The sequence below is a fragment of the Pararhodonellum marinum genome (assembly GCF_015354735.1).
In the GTDB taxonomy this organism is placed as follows: domain Bacteria; phylum Bacteroidota; class Bacteroidia; order Cytophagales; family Cyclobacteriaceae; genus Pararhodonellum; species Pararhodonellum marinum.
The window spans coordinates 73,012-91,055 of sequence record NZ_JACEFJ010000010.1 but is presented as its reverse complement, the minus strand read 5'-3'; the positions used below and the strand labels follow the sequence as shown (position 1 = coordinate 91,055).

Here is an 18,044-nt window from a genome sequence, read left to right as displayed (position 1 = left end):
TGGTAAAAAAGCGGATAGCGATTTATTGGAATATCTCATTTGAAGGTTTCTCTTTTTGAAAAAATTAGGTATATTAAAGGTAGTTTACGATAATACAGGATTATGATCATAAAATAGTCTGATCAACATCCCATTTTATTATTTAAAAAAAATCCCCAAACAGTCTTTTAACTTTTGTGTATGCCCTTCGGAGATCCTGATCTGAAGGGTTTTGCTTTTTCAAAAAGCATTTCATCGACACCTATAAAGGATGGGATTTCTTTTCCGGTTTTTCCACATTGGTGCGATTCTCTAGGAATTCAAGAGATTTATAGACAAATTTATATTTCACACCCATAATTTCCATAACACATGAAGCAACAACATCCTCCTAGAAGAGTTTTTATTAAAAACCTGGGTTTATTAAGCCTAGGTGCAGGCCTTACCCCACTTTGGCTCCAAGGCTGCCAAAACAAAGCAGAAACAACTTCCACTTCCGAAACATCTCCAGCTATGTTTTTTAAAATCTCTCTTGCCCAATGGTCTCTCCACAAAGCCTTATTTGGAGGAGAACTCAAACACCTGGATTTCATCCCTTTCACCAGAGAAAAATTCGATATTGATGCGGTAGAATATGTCAATGCCTTCTTCAAGGACAAAGCCCAGGACAAAGCGTTTTTGGGAGAAATGAACAAAAGAGCCGATGACAACGGCATCAAAAACTTGCTGATCATGGTTGATGGGGAAGGTTACTTGGGGGATAGAGATGAAACTTCCAGAAACCAGGCCATAGACCAACATAAAAAATGGGTAGAAGCTGCCCAGTTTTTAGGTTGTCATTCCATTCGGGTCAATGCCTTTGGCCGGGGCACTGCCGAGGAAGTCGGTGCATCCGCCACTGCTGGCTTGCGCAGGCTGTCGGAATTTGCCAAAGACTATGACATCAACGTCATCGTAGAAAACCATGGCAGCCATTCCTCCAATGGACAATGGCTCGCCAAAGTCATCAAAGATACCGGCATGGACAATTGCGGTACCTTGCCGGACTTTGGAAACTTCTGTATCAGAAGATCCGATGATTCAGAATGGGGCGGTGAATGTGTGGAAGAGTATGACCGCTACAAAGGCGTGGCCGAAATGATGCCTCATGCCAAAGGAGTCAGTGCCAAAACCAACAACTTTGATGAAGCAGGCAACTGCGTGGAAACCGATTACAACAAAATGTTGCAAATCGTCAAAGATGCCGGCTACACCGGTCACATTGGCATAGAATACGAAGGAACCGAGCTTTCCGAAGTGGACGGAATCATGGCCACCAAAGCTTTGATGGAAAAAGTGGGAAGGGATTTGGGTTAATTTCATAAGCTTCTTTTCAACCATTTCCAAGGAGTGGAGCTTTGGAAATGGTTGATTTTTAAAAACTATTTCGATTATTGTCATACCTCCAAAATCGTTTCATTTTCAATGCCATGATAATCCTAAGGTTTGTAAGTAGTTTTTTGGTGTTATTGGCATCCGTCTTCAGCTCCTCTGCTCAGTCGAGTCTGGCCAAAATAGAAACCCCTTTAGGAGACATCATCATTCAGCTCCATGATCTGACTCCAAATCACCGGGACAGCTTTATTCAACTGGCTGAAGCGGGGTACTGGGATTCCCTGACTTTCAATAGGGTCATTCCGGATTTCGTGGCCCAGGGTGGATGCCCGGATACAGAAGAGGGTTTCAAGGATCCTGAATACCTGCTTGATCCAGAATTTCATCCTGATCTCACCCACATATATGGAGCAGTGGGGGCTGGAAGGGATGACAATCCCGGTAAATTATCGGCAAGATGCCAGTTTTACATTGTCCAAAACCAAGCAGGCCTCCATCGCTTGGATGGGAATTACACCGTTTTTGGTCAGGTGATTTCAGGAATGGACCTTGTTGATAAAATCGTTTCTGTAGAAAGAGATGATGCGGATGAACCTTTGGAAATGATCAGTATAAGAGTTAAGGTGATTGAGAATAGGGATTGATTTTTTTAAAGTGGGTAAAAAATGTAATTTCCACCCATTGAGATACCAGAACTTTAAATTTCATATACCGTTTCAATTTCTTAACTGGATTTTTAAAAATAACCTTATTGATTTTTGACATGAATACAACTCCTCAAGGGAAACATTTATTCTTATTGATTTTTTTCTTCATAATTTCCCTTCATGCGCAAAGTCAAAAGTTATTGGAGAGTAGGCAAAGCAGTTTTTTTACCTACATATATAAAATCGCCGATAAAGAGGCCGAAAATATCGTGCAAAAAGATGTATGGGTTGTTGATTCCACTTTTTTTCATACGCTGGTGGATTCATTTCCAACTGATCAAGAATACAAAAGAAAATTACCCCAAGGACATTATTTAAAAGCCTACACTGAAAAAAACAAACTGAAACTTTCCTTTGCTACCATCCAAGATTTTGAAGTTTTTATTTTAAACAATCAAGCTGATTTAAGTATTCAGATATATGATTTAAAGGGTCAAATCATTTCAGATGCAGCAGTAAGTGTCAAAGGGAAAACCCTGAAATTTGATCCCAAAACAAATTCCTTTTTAAGGAAAAAATCCAATGCCAAAGGCTTACTAAAAGTGAACCATGGGGATTTTACTTCCTTTTATCATTTAAACAGAGCATACAACAATTCTGGTATTAAAAGAGGTTCCAGAAAAGTCTTGTATGGGACCCCGCTAAAATATATTTGGATACCAATCAACTATGTGGTTCATCTGCCCATTGATGGTGTGAAATCCATTTCAGAAGGTAGATCACAAGGCACCATATATCGCACCAAGAATTTTTTCTCCAATTCCTATCATAAAGTCGCTTGTATTTTTGACGATTATCATTGTTATGATCAATCCTCCTATAAATTTACTCAGAAACATACCGGGTATATTGTGTTCAACAAAGCCAAATACCACCCCGGTGATACGGTGAAATTGAAATCATTTCTTGTAAACAGAAAAGGTAAGCCCATCAACAAACCAGTTTATGTGGAACTTCAGACGCCTAAAAGAAATTTAATTCTTACTGAATTGAAACCCTACCGGAAAGGGGGATATGAATTTGAGTTCCACCTTCATGATTCACTTGAGTTACAATTAGACCGTAACTACCACATTGCCCTGAATTTAAATGAGGATAAAACTTACATGATTCGCTCATTTAGGTATGAAGAATATGAGCTCTCCAAAATCAAACTTGAGGTTACATTAAAGGAAAAAGCACATTTCCGGGACCAAAAAATCAACTTATCCATTAAAGGGACTGATGAAAATGACTTAAATCTTTTGGATGCTCGGTTGGAAATTATACTTCAACCGAATGTCCTCAACGCGAACTTTGATGACCATGTTTTTTTACCTGATACGCTTTATGTCCATAAACAAAAACTTCAAGCAAACGGAGAAACTGAAATTGAAATTTCAGATGAGAATTTCCCGAAAGCGAATTTTGAATATGACCTGCTGGTAAGATTACTGAATTCAGAAAATGAAGCCATTGCTGAAAGTTTAGCAGTGGACTATTTTTTCGATTTGGAAAATTTCGATATTGAGATTCAAGCTGATTCCATTCACTTTCAATTAAAGAACAATGGTACAACCATCAATAAAAAGGTATGGGTGGAAGCCACTGATAATTTTGGGAATTCGAATAAACTATATGAAGGGTCATCTTCTGCCTCATTGGCCATAAACCCCTTTTATGCCTCCTATACCTTTAAAACGGACAGCATATCGGAGACCTTTGATATTTTCAGATGTCCTTCACTCCTACAGTGTTATTCCGAAAGAACTGCAGATTCTTTATTCATATTGGTAAATAATCCTCGAAAAATCCCATTCAGCTACAACATATACAAGAAAAACTCCGAACAAGTAGCTGGCTATTCAAACACATTGAATTTCAAAGAAAGCACCTCCTCCAAAGAAAACTATTTCGTTTCAATCCAATATCTATGGGGTGGGAAGATTAAGGTAGAAGACTATATTATTCCACTTAACGATAAGAAACTCAACATAGCGGTCTCTCAACCCAAATTAGTCATACCAGGTCAAAAATCAACCATTGAATTGTTGGTGACAGATTTTAAGGGTAACCCTGTCGAAGACGTTGATTTGACGGCCTATTCGATGACAAAAAAATTCGCATATGACCCACCTAGCCTGCCTTATCTTGGCAAAGGAAGAAAAAACAGAAGTGTAATCAACAGATTCGATTTTGAGGACAACCATCTGGAACCTAACAAAAGCACAAAGTTGAACTATCAAACCTGGAAACTCCTTGCGGGACTGGATTCGATTGAGTATTACAGGTTTATCTATCCTGAAAACTACATTTATACATACAGGTATCCTTCAGAAGATACCATAACCCAAGTAGCCCCTTTTGTGGTTTCTAAAGGTGATATTCAGCCAGTACATGTGGTCTACATTGACAATAAGCCGGTTTATTTCAGCTGGAATAGCCTTCCATCTCCTTATTCCTTTCAGCTTGACAGCGGCTACCATCAAATCAAGCTTCGAACTCATAACAGAAGCATTACCATAGACAGTCTTTATTTCAAGTTAGGTGAAAAATTAATCTTGAGTCTTAATGAGGATTTGGTCCATAAAAGTGTCAAAACAAGTCTGGAAGAGCCTGAACTAAGTGCCCAAGAGCAAAGGACACTTTACAGATATATCTTCCCGTATCGAAACACTTTTGCAAACCGGTATGCCTATATCAGGCAAGATGATTTCATTCAATTGCTATCCTTACCCCCTATGTTTCGGGCTAACCAGTATCTTGCTGGTCCAGTTGCCGGAAACGTATCTTTCCACCTGATGGGCGGATATCAAGCTGAATTCCAACATGAACCAAACCTGCAATATGATTTTTCGGAGGGATTGATCAAAATGCGAAGTGTAGATTTAAATGGTTACCCCAAATATCTCAACTTTAAAGATGAAGAAAGGAGTTTATCTGATGTCGTATTGACCAAAAATTCACTCCTCAATCAATGGGAAGATTACCTCAACTCAAAAAGATTATTGACTGCCAGGTATCAGTATCCAAAAGCCACTAGTCCAGGCAATGGACGTCTGTACATAAAATTATCTGGCAAGGAAGATCCCTTGAAGAATTTACCTTTAAACCTACTGATGTTCAGATATGACAACCATGAATTTCTTCGGGTTTATCCAGGGAATTCCTCCTTGATTCATGAACTTAAAGAAGGGACTTATCAGTTGATATTCTTTTACCCAGGGTCAAGTTATCATGTTATTGATTCTGTTTTCATCCAGCCAAATGGTCTCAATTTCTATGAATTCCATCAGCCTCCAACATTCAAAAAGGATTCCTTCAGTATCGAAATCAGCAATATCATAGAAGAAACACTCTTTAAGCCTTCTTATTATGGAATTGATGAAGAACGTGAGTTAAAACAGATTTTCAACCTGTATCAACAGCAGTTTATTTATACCGGTGAGGGAAAATGGGTGGAGGGTTTTGTCTATGAATCAGGGTCTGGAGATCCTCTACCCGGGGTGAATATCAATATAAAAGGAACAAATTATGGGACGGTTACAGATTTAAATGGATTTTACTCCATAAAAGTCCCTGAAGATAAAAAAATCTTGTCCTTCTCTTTCATTGGTTTTCAACCTATAGAAGAATTCATTGGAACCCAATCCATATTAAATGTTTGGCTTGAAACTGATGTCAATCGTCTGGAAGAAGTTGTTGTGATGGGATATGGCGAACAGACTGTGAAAAGCCTGACAAGTTCGATTACAACAGTAGCTTCTCAAAATTATACAGGGGGCATTGCTGAAGTGAGTGGAAATCTTTCAGGTGCATTAGAAGGCCGAGTAATGGGAATCCAAGTATCGAAGGACAATCACGGAAATGCCTTGGAAATCAGGGTTAGGGGGGCGTCCACCATTGGTTTTGCCAATACGCCTCTGTTCATCATCAATGGAAAGGTATTTCTTGGGGATATTGCAGAACTTGATCCTTCCATGATAAAAAGTATGGACATCCTCAAAGGTAACGATGCCATCAACATTTATGGGGCAAGTGCTGCAAACGGTGTAGTAATATTCAGTACCAATTCAGGTAATTTTCTCTCTACCCCATCCACAGGGGAAAAAGGGGCTGAATTTGATGAAAGCTTTTTTTTAGCAGCAGCCCAATCTTCCTCCATCAGAGAAAATTTCTCAGATGATGCATTTTGGCAACCAAGACTCAAAACTGACAAGCATGGAAAGGTAAGCTTTGAAGTTACTTTTCCTGATGATGTCACAAGTTGGGAAACCTATTATCTGGCAATGAATGGAAACCGTCAATCAGGCCAAACCAAAAGTTTGATCAAATCCTACAAACCATTGATGGCTCAGCTAGCTGTTCCAGGATTCCTGGTTAAATCTGATTTGACTTACGGAATAGGCAAGGCTTTGAACTATTCTCCTGATTCGGTAGAAATTACCACTAGGTTTGAAGTCAATGAGGAAATCCAAGGAATGAAAACAAGCAAATTCAAGGATTCGATAATCGATACATTGAGCATCCTTGCCTCGGATTCCTTGATGATCAAATATTACTTGGAAAAGGAAGATGGGTACTTCGATGGGGAGCAAAGAAACATACCCGTCTATCCAATGGGAATAAGGGAAACAACAGGTAGTTTTCATGCGCTGAACGGGGATACTACCATATTCCTTTCCCACGATCCTAAAATGGGAGAAGTGACACTTTTTGCCAAATCAGATTTTCTTGATGTGCTGGAGGAAGAGATTGAAGCCTTGATTGAATACAAGTATTCCTGCAATGAGCAATTGGCATCGAAATTAAAGGCATTACTGGCTCAAAATCATATCGCTAACCACAGAGCTGAGAAATTCAAACGTGAAAATGAAGTCAAAAGAATCATTAGATTACTCAGGTCCAACCAATTGGTCAATGGCATGTGGGGATGGTGGAAAGGCTCACCGGAAAGTGATTGGATCAGCTTTCATGTTCTTGAGGCACTGCTGCAAGCTGAAAATATCGGATACAGCATCAACCTAAACAAGAGAGAAATTATCGATCAGTTGGTCTGGAAACTGGAAAACAAAGATGGTTTAAACACCCGACTCCAATCGCTTCAAATTCTCCATTTACTGAATGCAACTATAAGCTTCAAAGAATATTTAAGTGATTTAGAGAAAACAAAAGATTTGTCTTTGAACAGTCTTCTTCAAATAACAGAATTAAAACACTTGGCAAAACTGCCGTATAATTTGGATTTTTTGAAAACGTATGAAGAAAAGACACTTTTTGGAAACCTATACTATTCAGAAAATTCCGAAGCGTTCAATCTTTTGAAGAATGACATTCAAAGCACATTAATCGCCTACCGCTTGTTGAAGGCGGACACCAGCAATCAAAACGAAAAATTACTTAAAATCAGGAATTATTTGCTGGAGAAAAGACAACCCGGAAGATGGCAAAATACCTTTCAATCTGCCAAAATCATTGAAACTATATTGCCGGATGTATTAGGCGAAAAAAACAATTGGAGTCGGGGCACCTTGGTACTAAAGGGCGGAATTGATAAAACCTTCACTGATTTCCCAATTGAAATGAAAGTTGATCCATTCCAAAATCTGGAAATATCAAAGACAGGGGAATTTCCATTGTACATATCCAGTAGCCAAACCTACTGGAATGAATCCCCCTCCTTCACTAAAAATGACTTCGAAATCGAAACCCTTATGAATCAGGATTCCACTTTATTGTTGATTGCTGGTCAGGAAACGATTATGCGGGTTCGCGTAAAAGTATTAAAAGACGCAGATTATGTCATGATCAATGTGCCTATCCCCGGAGGTTGTTCATACACCGATAAGAGCAAGACCTTGCGCATCGAATCTCACCGGGAATATTTCAAAAACGAAACAGCGATTTTCTTTGAAAGACTTCCCAAAGGGGAGTATACCTTTGAAATTAAGTTGATGCCAAGGTACAAAGGGACTTTTACCCTGAATCCTGCCAAAATTGAATTGATGTATTTCCCTACTTTCAGTGCCAATAATGGAGTTAAAAAAGTGACCATCAAATGACCTTACCTTTTTTTTCTATCTAGTTCCACTAAGTCTTACAATGAATTCTTGACAACCTTCCCATCCTTCACAATCACCACAAACTTTTCTTCCGGCTGGGCGATTAGATTGATGTTGTCCAGGGGATTGCCATCCACCAAGATCAAATCCGCAAAAGCACCTGGCTCTATCACCCCCAAAACTCCCTGATAAGGACCCCTTAGACCCGATAAGGACAGCAGTTGAGCATTGTCATGGGTAATCATTTTAAGAATCTCATAGGGGCTAAACCAGGTGGTCAATTTGAGGATATACTCATTTTGCTCCTCATTGAGTGCCGGGTTAAAGAGAAAGTCGGTGCCCCAAGCCATCTTGACCTTCAGCTTCTTGGCCATGGGCCAAATCATTTTCTGGCCTTGGATTACTGGTTCTCGTTTTTCTCGCCGCAAAGGATCCATCGTCGGGCTGCTTTCCTCCAGATTTTGGCAGCTTAACCAGATCCCCTTTTTTTTCATCAGCCTAAGGGTCTTTTCATCCAGCAGTTGGCCATGTTCTATGCATTTAACTCCTGCTTCTATGGCTCTTCGCACAGATTTAGGGTTGTAAGCGTGAACTGTTACATAAGTCCCCCAATCATCGGCAGCTTCTACTGCCGCCTTCATCTCGTCGAGGGTATATTGGGTCACATCTACCGGATCATAGGCGGAAGATGTTCCTCCGCCGGCCATCACTTTGATCTGACTGGCCCCATACCTCAGGTTTTCTCTCACCGCTGTCAGGACCTCATCCCTTCCATCCGCGATAAAGGTGGAATTTAAAAGCTCAGCACGTGCGGGAGTGCCGAAAAACCGTCTGGATTTTTCATCGGGCATGCGTTGATCCCCGTGTCCGGAAGTCTGACTGATGGTGGCCCCTGATGGCCATATTCTAGGTCCTAATACCTCCCCTTTGTCTATGGCAGACTTTAAGAAAAAAATTGGACCGCCTACATCTCTGACAGCTGTAAATCCCCTTAGGAGCATTTTTTCTGCCTGGTACGATGCTTTTTCCATCATGGCTTTTTCATTCAGACCCGGTGACATCAATTCCACCATAGAAAGGGAACCATATATCAAGTGAACGTGCACATCGATCAAGCCCGGCATCAGGGTTTTGCCAGCTGCCTGAATGACCGTGGTTTTATCGCTAGGGGAAAGCGAAGTGGAGGATATGGAGGTGATTTTATTTCCTTCAATCAGCACATATTGATTGGGGATGAGCCTGTCGGTTCTCCCATCAAAAACATTCACATTTTCAAAAATCAGGGAAGCGGACGGCGTGTTTTGTGCTTTAGAAATTCCAAAAAACAGCACCCCTAAAAACAGGGCTAAGATTCTTTTAAAGAAATTTTCCATATTCCAAATGATTTTTATTAAATAAGTTAACAATTACTTCGGATAAACCACATTGAAAAGGTGTTAAGAAAGCACAGTAATTGGTTATTTGATTTTGGGAAGTCAGAAGAAAGAAGACGGAAGTTCAATGGCCGGAAAACCTGACAACATGATAACCCGACAACCTGAATCAAATTACCAACCCCCGCCGCCTCCGCCGCCTCCGCCACCGCCGACACGTCCTCCTCCTCCACTTCCCGAACTGGAACCTGGAGGTGTAGCGGAATTGGAAAGCGCAGTACCGAAGGAACTGCTGAGATTTTTGGAAAACGAACCCAAAGAGGCTGCATTGAAGGCCCGTGTACCAGCATACCAGGTCGGTGAATAAGCCCTTTGGTTTTGCTGTTGAACACTTGCCAGTGCCAGTTGTTTCTCAAAGGTTTTACCCCAAGCCTCCCCTACTCCCAATGCAATGGCATATGGAAGGTACTTTTCAAAGATTTCAGGAGTCATTTCAGGGGGATTGAACCTTTGGATCATTTCTCGTTCTGCTGCATTCAGGTACATTTTGAATCCCTCAATTTCATCCATGACCTTTCTCCCTTTTTCAGTTGGGGCTTTGATCAAATAATAAAATATAGGGGACAAAACACCTATCAGCAGCACCAGAAGTAAGGGGCCATAAGGAATAGGTACTTTGAATTGGGTCCATGCAAAATACGCAATCACCAACAAAACCACCAAAAAAAACGATTGACCAATCAAAGAGGCCCATTTAATCTTGCCGGTATCCAGGAATTTTACGATCAGAATGAAAAGACCAGACAAGGCAATGATCAAAAAAACAATGAAGACCACACCGAAAATAACAAATGCACCTTCTTCACTGGTGCTTTGGTCCATCAAGGTACTGATGATCCAAAGTACTGAAATGACGGAAACCAAAATCCCGGGCAACAACCAAAGAGCGTTCAGCTTAAAATAGGCCCCTTTGTAGGTTCTATCCAAGTCGCCTTGTAGGGCTTTAAGGGCTTTGCCTACTTTGGTATGTTCTTTTTGGGTAAGTTCAAGGGTGGTTGCTCCACTGGAGAACAAGGCTGCCACTATCTTTTGTTCTGTTTCACTCAGCTTTTCAGGGTCATGGTCTTGTAGTTCTATCCTGTACTGGCGCCTTTTGTGTTCTACGATTTTGACCACTTCCTTTACTGCCAATTGTACAATGCCCGATACGAAGGCAGTATGGTCAAAACCCATCCTGGAAACATAGCGGCAAGCTGGCGCGTCCAAACCCTCGGGGGCTTCAAAAAGCGGAATGATGGTACCTCTCTCTGGATCCACCCCAACTTTTTTCCAAGCCCACAAATAATAAAACAAAACAAAAAGAAAAGCCACCAAACCAATCCATATGGCTTTGTTGGCTTCCAGAAAACCCATGGCTTTATCTTTACCGCTTGGAGCAGGTATGATACCCTTTGGCCAGGCCACTGCCATGGTCAATCCTTGATTGGGACTCAATCCTCCATTGACCTTTACGGAAAGAATTCTGTTGTCCTCCACTTCTATCTCACAGTCACATCCTGAGGAATTGGCTCCGCCGGCATAGGCAGCATGTTGTAGGACATGGGCATCAGGCGGCACCGTGATCCTGGCTGAGGCTTCCAGTATGGGGAATTGCCACTCTGCCCCGATGGCGTTCCAGTACAACTCATCATAATCCTCAAAAAATCCGATTTGCTTCCTGGTCCTAAAGCTGATTTCGTACGCATAGACCCCCGGACTAAGGATAACAGATGACTGACCAATTCTGATGGTTCTGAAATCTCCTTCAGGAATGACCTCATAGGGTTCGGGTTCTCCGTCCTTGGTTACACCCTGCACCTCAAAATCAACTTTGATTAAATTATTGAACCTGTCCCGGTACCGGACTGGAAAACGCCTGAAAATACCCCGGCTGATGGCTTGGTTGAGACTTCTGACCTGAATGGTTTCGGTAACATCCAGCGTACCGTCTTCCATGACAAGCACCTCACTGTGATACCGCAAGATTTCTTCCCTTTCCTGTCCAAATGAAGGCTGGGACCAAAATACCCAAGCCAAAGACAGCAGTACAAAAATGCCTTTATACATGGAAATCAAAATTTCACCTGAGGTACGTTTCGGTCTGCAGGGTTATCCAGTTCAAAGAATGGAAATTTATTGAATGAAAACGCATTGGCCACCAGATTGGAGGGAAAGGACTCCACTTTGGTGTTGAGCTCCCTTACGGTCCCATTGTAATAGCGACGGGATTTTTGGATTTCGTCCTCTATGGCTGAAAGCTCATTTTGAAGCTGTCTGAAATTGGCATCAGCCTTTAACTCCGGATAATTTTCAGCTACAGCCATCAATTTCATCAAAGACTGGGAGAGAGCTGCCTCCGTTCTGCCCTGTTCATCAATGGAATGGGGTTTCATGCTTTCACTTCTTCTTTTGGTGACTTCTTCGAAAACCTCCTTTTCATGACTGGCATATCCTTTTACAGTTTCCAGCAGATTGGGAATTAGGTCTGTTCTTCTTTTGAGCTGCACATCAATGCCGCTCCAACCTTCTTCTGCAAGGTTTTTGAGACTGACCAGTTTATTATAGATGGTGATGGCAAATAAAGCGACGGCTGCCACAACGGCTAAAGCTACTAACATAGCGGAAAGGATTAGAGTTAAATAAAAAGGATTTGCAAAATATTGATCATGAAGCTAATAAAAATCCACTTACCTTCAAAATGGCTGGGGGATCCAATTTGGCTTTAGAGCCTAACTGGCTAAAAAAAACTTGATTCAAAAACCATAAAAAGATAATGGTTATCCGCTTTTATGCCAGGAACTCAGTATTCTTCTTAAAGCAGGAAGGAAGTCCGAAGTCGGAAGTCCTGTCGTGAAGATTGAAGATGCCTGAAATCCACTGACCACTTTTGTTAACTGTGCACTTTGGATATTGAATTACCTTTTTACTGGCATCATTCCGTATATACATGAAAAATATTCCATCGAATCTATGATTCATTGGTTAACTTGATTAGGCTTTTTTCACCAATAATCATTAACTTTTGGCTTCATCGCTTTTCAAATGGATAGAAAAAAGAGAATACAATTTTTAAAGATTTCGGGTATTTTCCTGTTGTTTTTGCTGGTATCCATGTGGGTATTTCCAATGCTGTTCAAAGACACTGTCAACAAAAAAGTGGTGGACTATGTGAATGATCAGGTAACTTCAGAAGTATCATTTGAGAACATTAACCTAAGTTTTTTCCGTCATTTTCCTTCATTGACGGTTTCCTTGGATGATATTCTAATCAAAAGCGCAGCCGAGTTTCCACAAGACACCTTGCTCTATGCCAAAGAAATGGCTTTGGGGGTCAAGCTTTTTAGCCTATTCGGTGAAAAAATTATCATCAGTCAATTTTTCCTTAATGAAGCTGACATTAACATTCTGAGGGATAGCCGGGGCAATGCCAACTTTGATATCTTTAAAGTATCAGAAGACAGACCCCAAGTGGACCCTGAAGTGGATAAGGAAGATTTGGAACTTGATATCCAAAGAATAGTGATCAAAGACAGCCATTTTCTTTATTTTGATACTTCTATAGATTTTGCATGTACTGCAGGGAATTTTAATTACAAGGGCCATGGAAACCTGAAGGAAAAATTGTTTGACCTTAAAAGCAACATAGATATCATTGACTTTGGGCTTGAATATGACCAAGTCAAATACTTGGAAAGAAAACAGATAAAAGCCAATCTGGTCACAAAAATTGATACCGAATCCACTGCCCTTACCTTTGAGAGAAATAAACTGGTCATCAATGAACTTCCAGTGGACTTTATAGGAAAGCTGGAATTTATCACCGGGGGATACGACATGAATTTCGTTCTGGAATCGGTGAATGCCAATTTTAAGGATATTCTATCCCTTATTCCAGAAGAATTTTATCCCTGGCTCGGATCCACCCGCGTAGGCGGGAAAGGTGAAGTGAGGGCTTCCCTTCAGGGGCTTTTTGTGGCAGAGGGCGAACTGATGCCCAATTTAGTGATGAATTTAAGGGTCAATGATGGTTCCTTGGCTCATTCCGGGGCACCATCACCCATCGATAAACTGAATCTCAATCTGGACATCATCATCCCCGAGCTGGAAATCGATGCCATTCAGATTGACTTGGACAGCCTGTTTTTCAACTTAAGCAAGGGTTATTTTCAAGGATCTTTCCACTTGGAAGGCTTGGAAGATATTAAGTTAAGAGGGGATTTGCAGGCCAACCTTGATTTGGAATTACTTGATAAGGCTTTAGGCGTCAATCCTTACACCGTCCAAGGGCTTTGGGATTTGGAATTACACTTTGATGGCATTTATGCCGAGAGAAGAGATCCTAAGAGTTTCCGTGTTCCAAAATACAAGGTGGTCAGCATTCCCAAATTTGACCTGCAATCTCACCTGAAAGATGGGCTTTTCCAATTCACAGGCTTACCTGAACCAATAACCGATATACAGTTTGACTTACAGGCAGGTACGAGGGACAGTCTGTATCAAAATATTGGGATTAGTATCGAAAACATACAGTTGAAAGTATTGGATGATTGGGCAAGGGGCTACCTTAAAGCAGGAAACCTAGGAGGAGAGTCCATATCAGCCGATTTTTCTACACATTTCGATCTTTCCCACCTTGAAAGGTTTTATCCGTTGGATTCCGGCATGGACTTGAAAGGAAATCTAGACATAAAATTACAGGCAGAGGGAAGTTACTTGCCCGAGCAAAAGAAATTCCCTTTGGTCCAATCACAATTGAACCTTACTGATGGCTACATCAAAACCCCGTATTTTGAAGAACCCATAGCATCCATCAGCCTAGTGGCGGACATTGAAAACCAGGAGGGCACTTTTACTGACCTTAAATTCGACCTGCAACCCATCCGGTTTAATTTTGCGGACCATCCATTTGTACTGGAGGCCAATCTGGAAAACCTGGAGGATATTAAGTATGCTGTAAGCTCTAAAGGTAGGTTGGATTTGGGCAAGCTTTATCGGGTTTTCAGAGTTGAGGGACAGGATATAGATGGCCATATCCTGACAGATTTCAATTTGCAGGGCCTGCAAAGTGATGCCCTCAGTGGGAATTACGCTCGATTGAACAATCAGGGGACCATAGACATCGAAAAAATCAGGCTGATCTCAGACTACCTGCCCCATCCTTTAAAGATCAATGCAGGAAAATTCCACTTTGAACAGGAAAAGCTAATATGGGATGCGTTTGAAGCATCTTATGCAAACAGTCCAGTGCAAGCCAAAGGTTACCTTGAAAATTTCTTGGGTTATCTTTCAGACAATGAACCCCTCAGCGGGAATTTGGAATTTAGCAGCTCCTCCATTTCATTGAATGAACTGATGTTTTACGGAGAAGATCAGGCAGTGACCCTAGACACTGTGGGTGTGGTGGCGGGAGTCATCATGGTGCCGGAAAACCTAAGCCTGAAATTGTCTGCCTTAGTGGATACGCTTACTTTCGATAGTTTGGTTTTAAATCAATTTAAAGGAGTATTGACGCTTAAAAACGGGGAAATGATCATGGATGATTCAGGCTTTGAAATCATCGGGGCCACGGTAGCCATGAAAGCCCAATATCAAGCTCAAAATCCTTTAACGGCAAACTTTGCCTATGCGGTAAAGGCCAACAATTTCGACATCCAAAGGGCCTACGCAGAAATTCCGATCTTCAGAGAATTGGTCAGTGCTGCCGCTTATGTGCAGGGAACAGCATCTTTGGACTATCAACTTGCAGGAAGGCTGGATGCCAACATGCACCCCGTCTTGCCATCCATCAAAGGGGAAGGAGTCTTGGGACTGGATGATGTGCGTGTCAGGGGTTTCAGGCTGATGAACACCATCGCCAACAGAACTGACAACAACAACCTGAGGGATCCGGATCTATCAGACGTACAGATCCGATCCAGCATTTCCAACAACCTGATTACCATCGAGCGGACAAGGATGCGGATTGCCGGTTTCAGGCCAAGGTTTGAGGGGCAGGTAAGCCTTGATGGAGACATGAACATCGCATTCCGCTTGGGTTTGCCTCCTTTTGGCATCTTCGGGATTCCCATCAAGATCACCGGAAATCAAGAAGACTATCAGATGGCAGTGGGCAGGCCATCTGAAGCAGATGAGCTTGAGGAAATCATCGATGAACTCTCAGAAGAGGAACTGGAAGAATGGAATAGACTTCAGGAAGAAACTGAAAAAGAAGAGGTAAATACCGAAGAATCGGGTATAGAAAATCCTGTATAAAGCCATCTGTTCTGGTTTTATGTGGAGACTATCAGAAGTCATTTTTTTTTTCTGGTCATCAATGGTTAATTATAGTTCCTTTAATAATGTATCTTTAATGAAATACTTCCATATGTTCAAAGATAAAACCATCTGGATTACTGGAGCCTCCTCCGGATTGGGCAAGCACCTTGCCTTGGTTTTTGCACAGCAGGGCGCCAAACTTGCCCTCAGCGCAAGAAGAAAAGATAAGTTGGAAGAAGTAGCCGTTGCTGTCCGGGATCTGGGATCTTCCTGTTTGGTCTTGACATGCGATGTGATGCAAGAAGACCAGATAATTCAAACACTGGCTGCTATTGAAAACCATTTCGGTTCCCTGGATGTGGCCATTGCCAATGCGGGCTACGGAGTGTATGGTAGGTTGGAAAGTCTGGAGGCAAAAGATTGGAGGAGGCAGTTTGAGGTAAATGTTACAGGCCTCTTTTTGACAGCCAAACATGCCATTCCCTACCTGAAAAAAACCAAAGGCAGGCTGGTGCTCCTGGGATCCGTAGCTGCCTATTTGCCCAATCCCAACACAGGAGCCTATGGGGCTTCTAAAGCAGCTGTGCACTCCATCGGAAAAACCTTCAGTTTAGAATTGTCTGGCACCGGCGTCAGCTGTACCACGATTCATCCTGGTTTTGTGGACAGTGACATTACAAGGGTGGACAATGATGGGTTGCTACATCCAGACAGAGAAGACCCCAGGCCAAAAAATCTCATGTGGCCCACTGAAAAAGCGGCAAGGGTAATGGTTAAAGCCATTGCCAAAAGGAAAAAGACTTATGTCTTTACCGGTCATGGGAAATTCATGGCATTTGTGGGACAGCACTTCCCTGTCCTCGCTCAGGTCATGATTAAAAAAATAATGCCGTGAGAAACATTACTGGATTTGGGATTTCGAATTAAGGGTATCCTATTTCAGGATTACAATGAAAGTCGATGGTAAAATTTTAGGTTTTATTCTAAGTCTTTATCTCCCCATTATGTCCAGTTTTATTCATTGTATAATCCATTGATTTTCATTAGATTTAAATTCAAAACAAAGTTTTATGAATTCATTTGCAACCAGTACCTTAACCCGGGAAACTGAGGTTCAAACCAAATTGGACAGTCAAACCCGATTGATTCCCACCTATGTGGTGGCTACGGTTTTTGCCTCATTGTGCATTGCAGTGGGATTGCTTTGGGATATTTCCTGGCACATGAGCATCGGTAGGGACGGCCTGTTGTCTCCGCCCCATCTTGCCATTTACCTGGGTGCGGTCATTGCAGGCACCTTTTCAGGTTTCAATGTATTGCGCACTTCCTTTTGGGGCAGCCCAACCGAAAAGGCTAAAAAGATTAAGTTTTGGGGGATTTTTTACGCCTCTCTAGGTGCTATGTTTTGTATCTGGGGGGCCTTTGCCATGCTCACTTCTGCCCCTTTTGATGACTGGTGGCACAATACCTACGGCCTTGATGTGATGATCCTTTCCCCTCCCCATGCCGTTTTGGGACTGGGAATGATCACAGTTCAATTTGGGGCTTTGACAGCTGTGATGGCGCTTCAGAACCGTTACAAGGACCGATCTGAACCCAAACTTCAAAACAGCCTACGTTGGCTCTATGCGCTTTCTTCAGGATTCCTGTTGGTGATGGTCTACACCATGGTTTCTGAATATTTCTTCACCAGCTGGATGCATAATGTGCTCATGTACAAAATCGCGATGGGCGTATTTCCCCTTTTCATGGTCGCCATTTCCTATGCTTCTCCATGGAAATGGGGAGCTACCTGGATGGCCGTCATTTATTCTATGGTCATGGCTGCCATGGTATGGATTTTACCCCTTTTTCCTGCCGAACCGCTATTGAGTCCTGTTTATAACCCTATCACTAACTTTCAACCCTACCATTTTCCTATCCTTTTGATCGTGCCGGCTTTGGTCATTGATCTGCTGGTTGCGAAATGGAAACATCGAAACAAGTGGTTTTTGGCTGTTGTCTTATCGGTTGGATTCCTTTTGGTGTTTTTTCCAGCACAATGGCTGATGGGTGACTTCTTGCTCACAGAACCTGCCAAAGGTTGGTTTTTTGGTCGATATTCACTTCCTTATTTTGTGGATCCAGCTGGGCGTTTTAGGTTTGAGTTCCCCGCCCATATGGTCACCCAAGGCTGGGACTTGGCCAAAGGCCTTGGCATAGCAGCAGTGATTGGTATATTAAGCTGCAGGCTTGGACTTTCATGGGGCAATTGGATGTCCCAAGTAAAGCGATAA

The 18,044-nt window shown here is 41.9% G+C and carries 9 protein-coding genes; 6 read left to right on the top strand and 3 right to left on the bottom strand.

The window, feature by feature from the left end; all coding sequences use genetic code 11:
• The first annotated feature begins 351 nt into the window (after nucleotides 1-351).
• The 3 genes from H1A14_RS17010 (at nucleotide 352) to H1A14_RS17000 (ending at nucleotide 8,101) form a co-directional block, all read left to right on the top strand.
• A complete protein-coding gene (locus tag H1A14_RS17010; protein ID WP_194777489.1) occupies nucleotides 352-1,335 on the top strand; it encodes a sugar phosphate isomerase/epimerase family protein in 984 nt (327 codons plus the stop codon).
• Nucleotides 1,336-1,448: 113 nt separating this feature from the next.
• Nucleotides 1,449-1,997, top strand: coding sequence for a peptidylprolyl isomerase (locus tag H1A14_RS17005; protein WP_194777488.1), 549 nt, complete (start codon nucleotides 1,449-1,451; stop codon nucleotides 1,995-1,997).
• Between the two features lie 119 nt (nucleotides 1,998-2,116).
• Entirely contained in the window at nucleotides 2,117-8,101 is a 5,985-nt protein-coding gene (locus tag H1A14_RS17000; RefSeq protein WP_194777487.1) for a carboxypeptidase-like regulatory domain-containing protein, read from the top strand.
• 35 nt (nucleotides 8,102-8,136) lie between these two features.
• Here H1A14_RS17000 and H1A14_RS16995 read toward each other — a convergent pair whose 3' ends face one another.
• The 3 genes from H1A14_RS16995 to H1A14_RS16985 form a co-directional block, all read right to left on the bottom strand.
• Complete coding sequence (locus H1A14_RS16995; protein ID WP_194777486.1) at nucleotides 8,137-9,474, bottom strand: metal-dependent hydrolase family protein; 1,338 nt, start codon at nucleotides 9,472-9,474, stop codon at nucleotides 8,137-8,139.
• Nucleotides 9,475-9,648: 174 nt separating this feature from the next.
• On the bottom strand, nucleotides 9,649-11,580 hold the full coding sequence (locus tag H1A14_RS16990) for a DUF2207 domain-containing protein (protein WP_194777485.1): 1,932 nt from the start codon (nucleotides 11,578-11,580) through the stop codon (nucleotides 9,649-9,651).
• 5 nt (nucleotides 11,581-11,585) lie between these two features.
• Nucleotides 11,586-12,131 (bottom strand): LemA family protein, encoded by a 546-nt coding sequence (locus H1A14_RS16985; protein WP_194777484.1) that lies wholly within the window; start codon nucleotides 12,129-12,131, stop codon nucleotides 11,586-11,588.
• Between the two features lie 424 nt (nucleotides 12,132-12,555).
• On the opposite strand from H1A14_RS16985, the gene H1A14_RS16980 reads away from it, so the two are divergent.
• The 3 genes from H1A14_RS16980 to H1A14_RS16970 all read left to right on the top strand — a co-directional run bounded on the left by H1A14_RS16980 (nucleotide 12,556) and on the right by H1A14_RS16970 (nucleotide 18,044).
• Nucleotides 12,556-15,765: an AsmA family protein gene (locus H1A14_RS16980; protein ID WP_194777483.1), complete on the top strand. Its 3,210-nt coding sequence runs from the start codon at nucleotides 12,556-12,558 to the stop codon at nucleotides 15,763-15,765.
• Between the two features lie 112 nt (nucleotides 15,766-15,877).
• A complete protein-coding gene (locus H1A14_RS16975) occupies nucleotides 15,878-16,663 on the top strand; it encodes an SDR family NAD(P)-dependent oxidoreductase (RefSeq protein WP_194777482.1) in 786 nt (261 codons plus the stop codon).
• 175 nt (nucleotides 16,664-16,838) lie between these two features.
• The gene (locus H1A14_RS16970; protein WP_194777481.1) at nucleotides 16,839-18,044 is read left to right on the top strand and encodes a hypothetical protein; all 1,206 of its coding nucleotides are present in this window, start codon (nucleotides 16,839-16,841) and stop codon (nucleotides 18,042-18,044) included.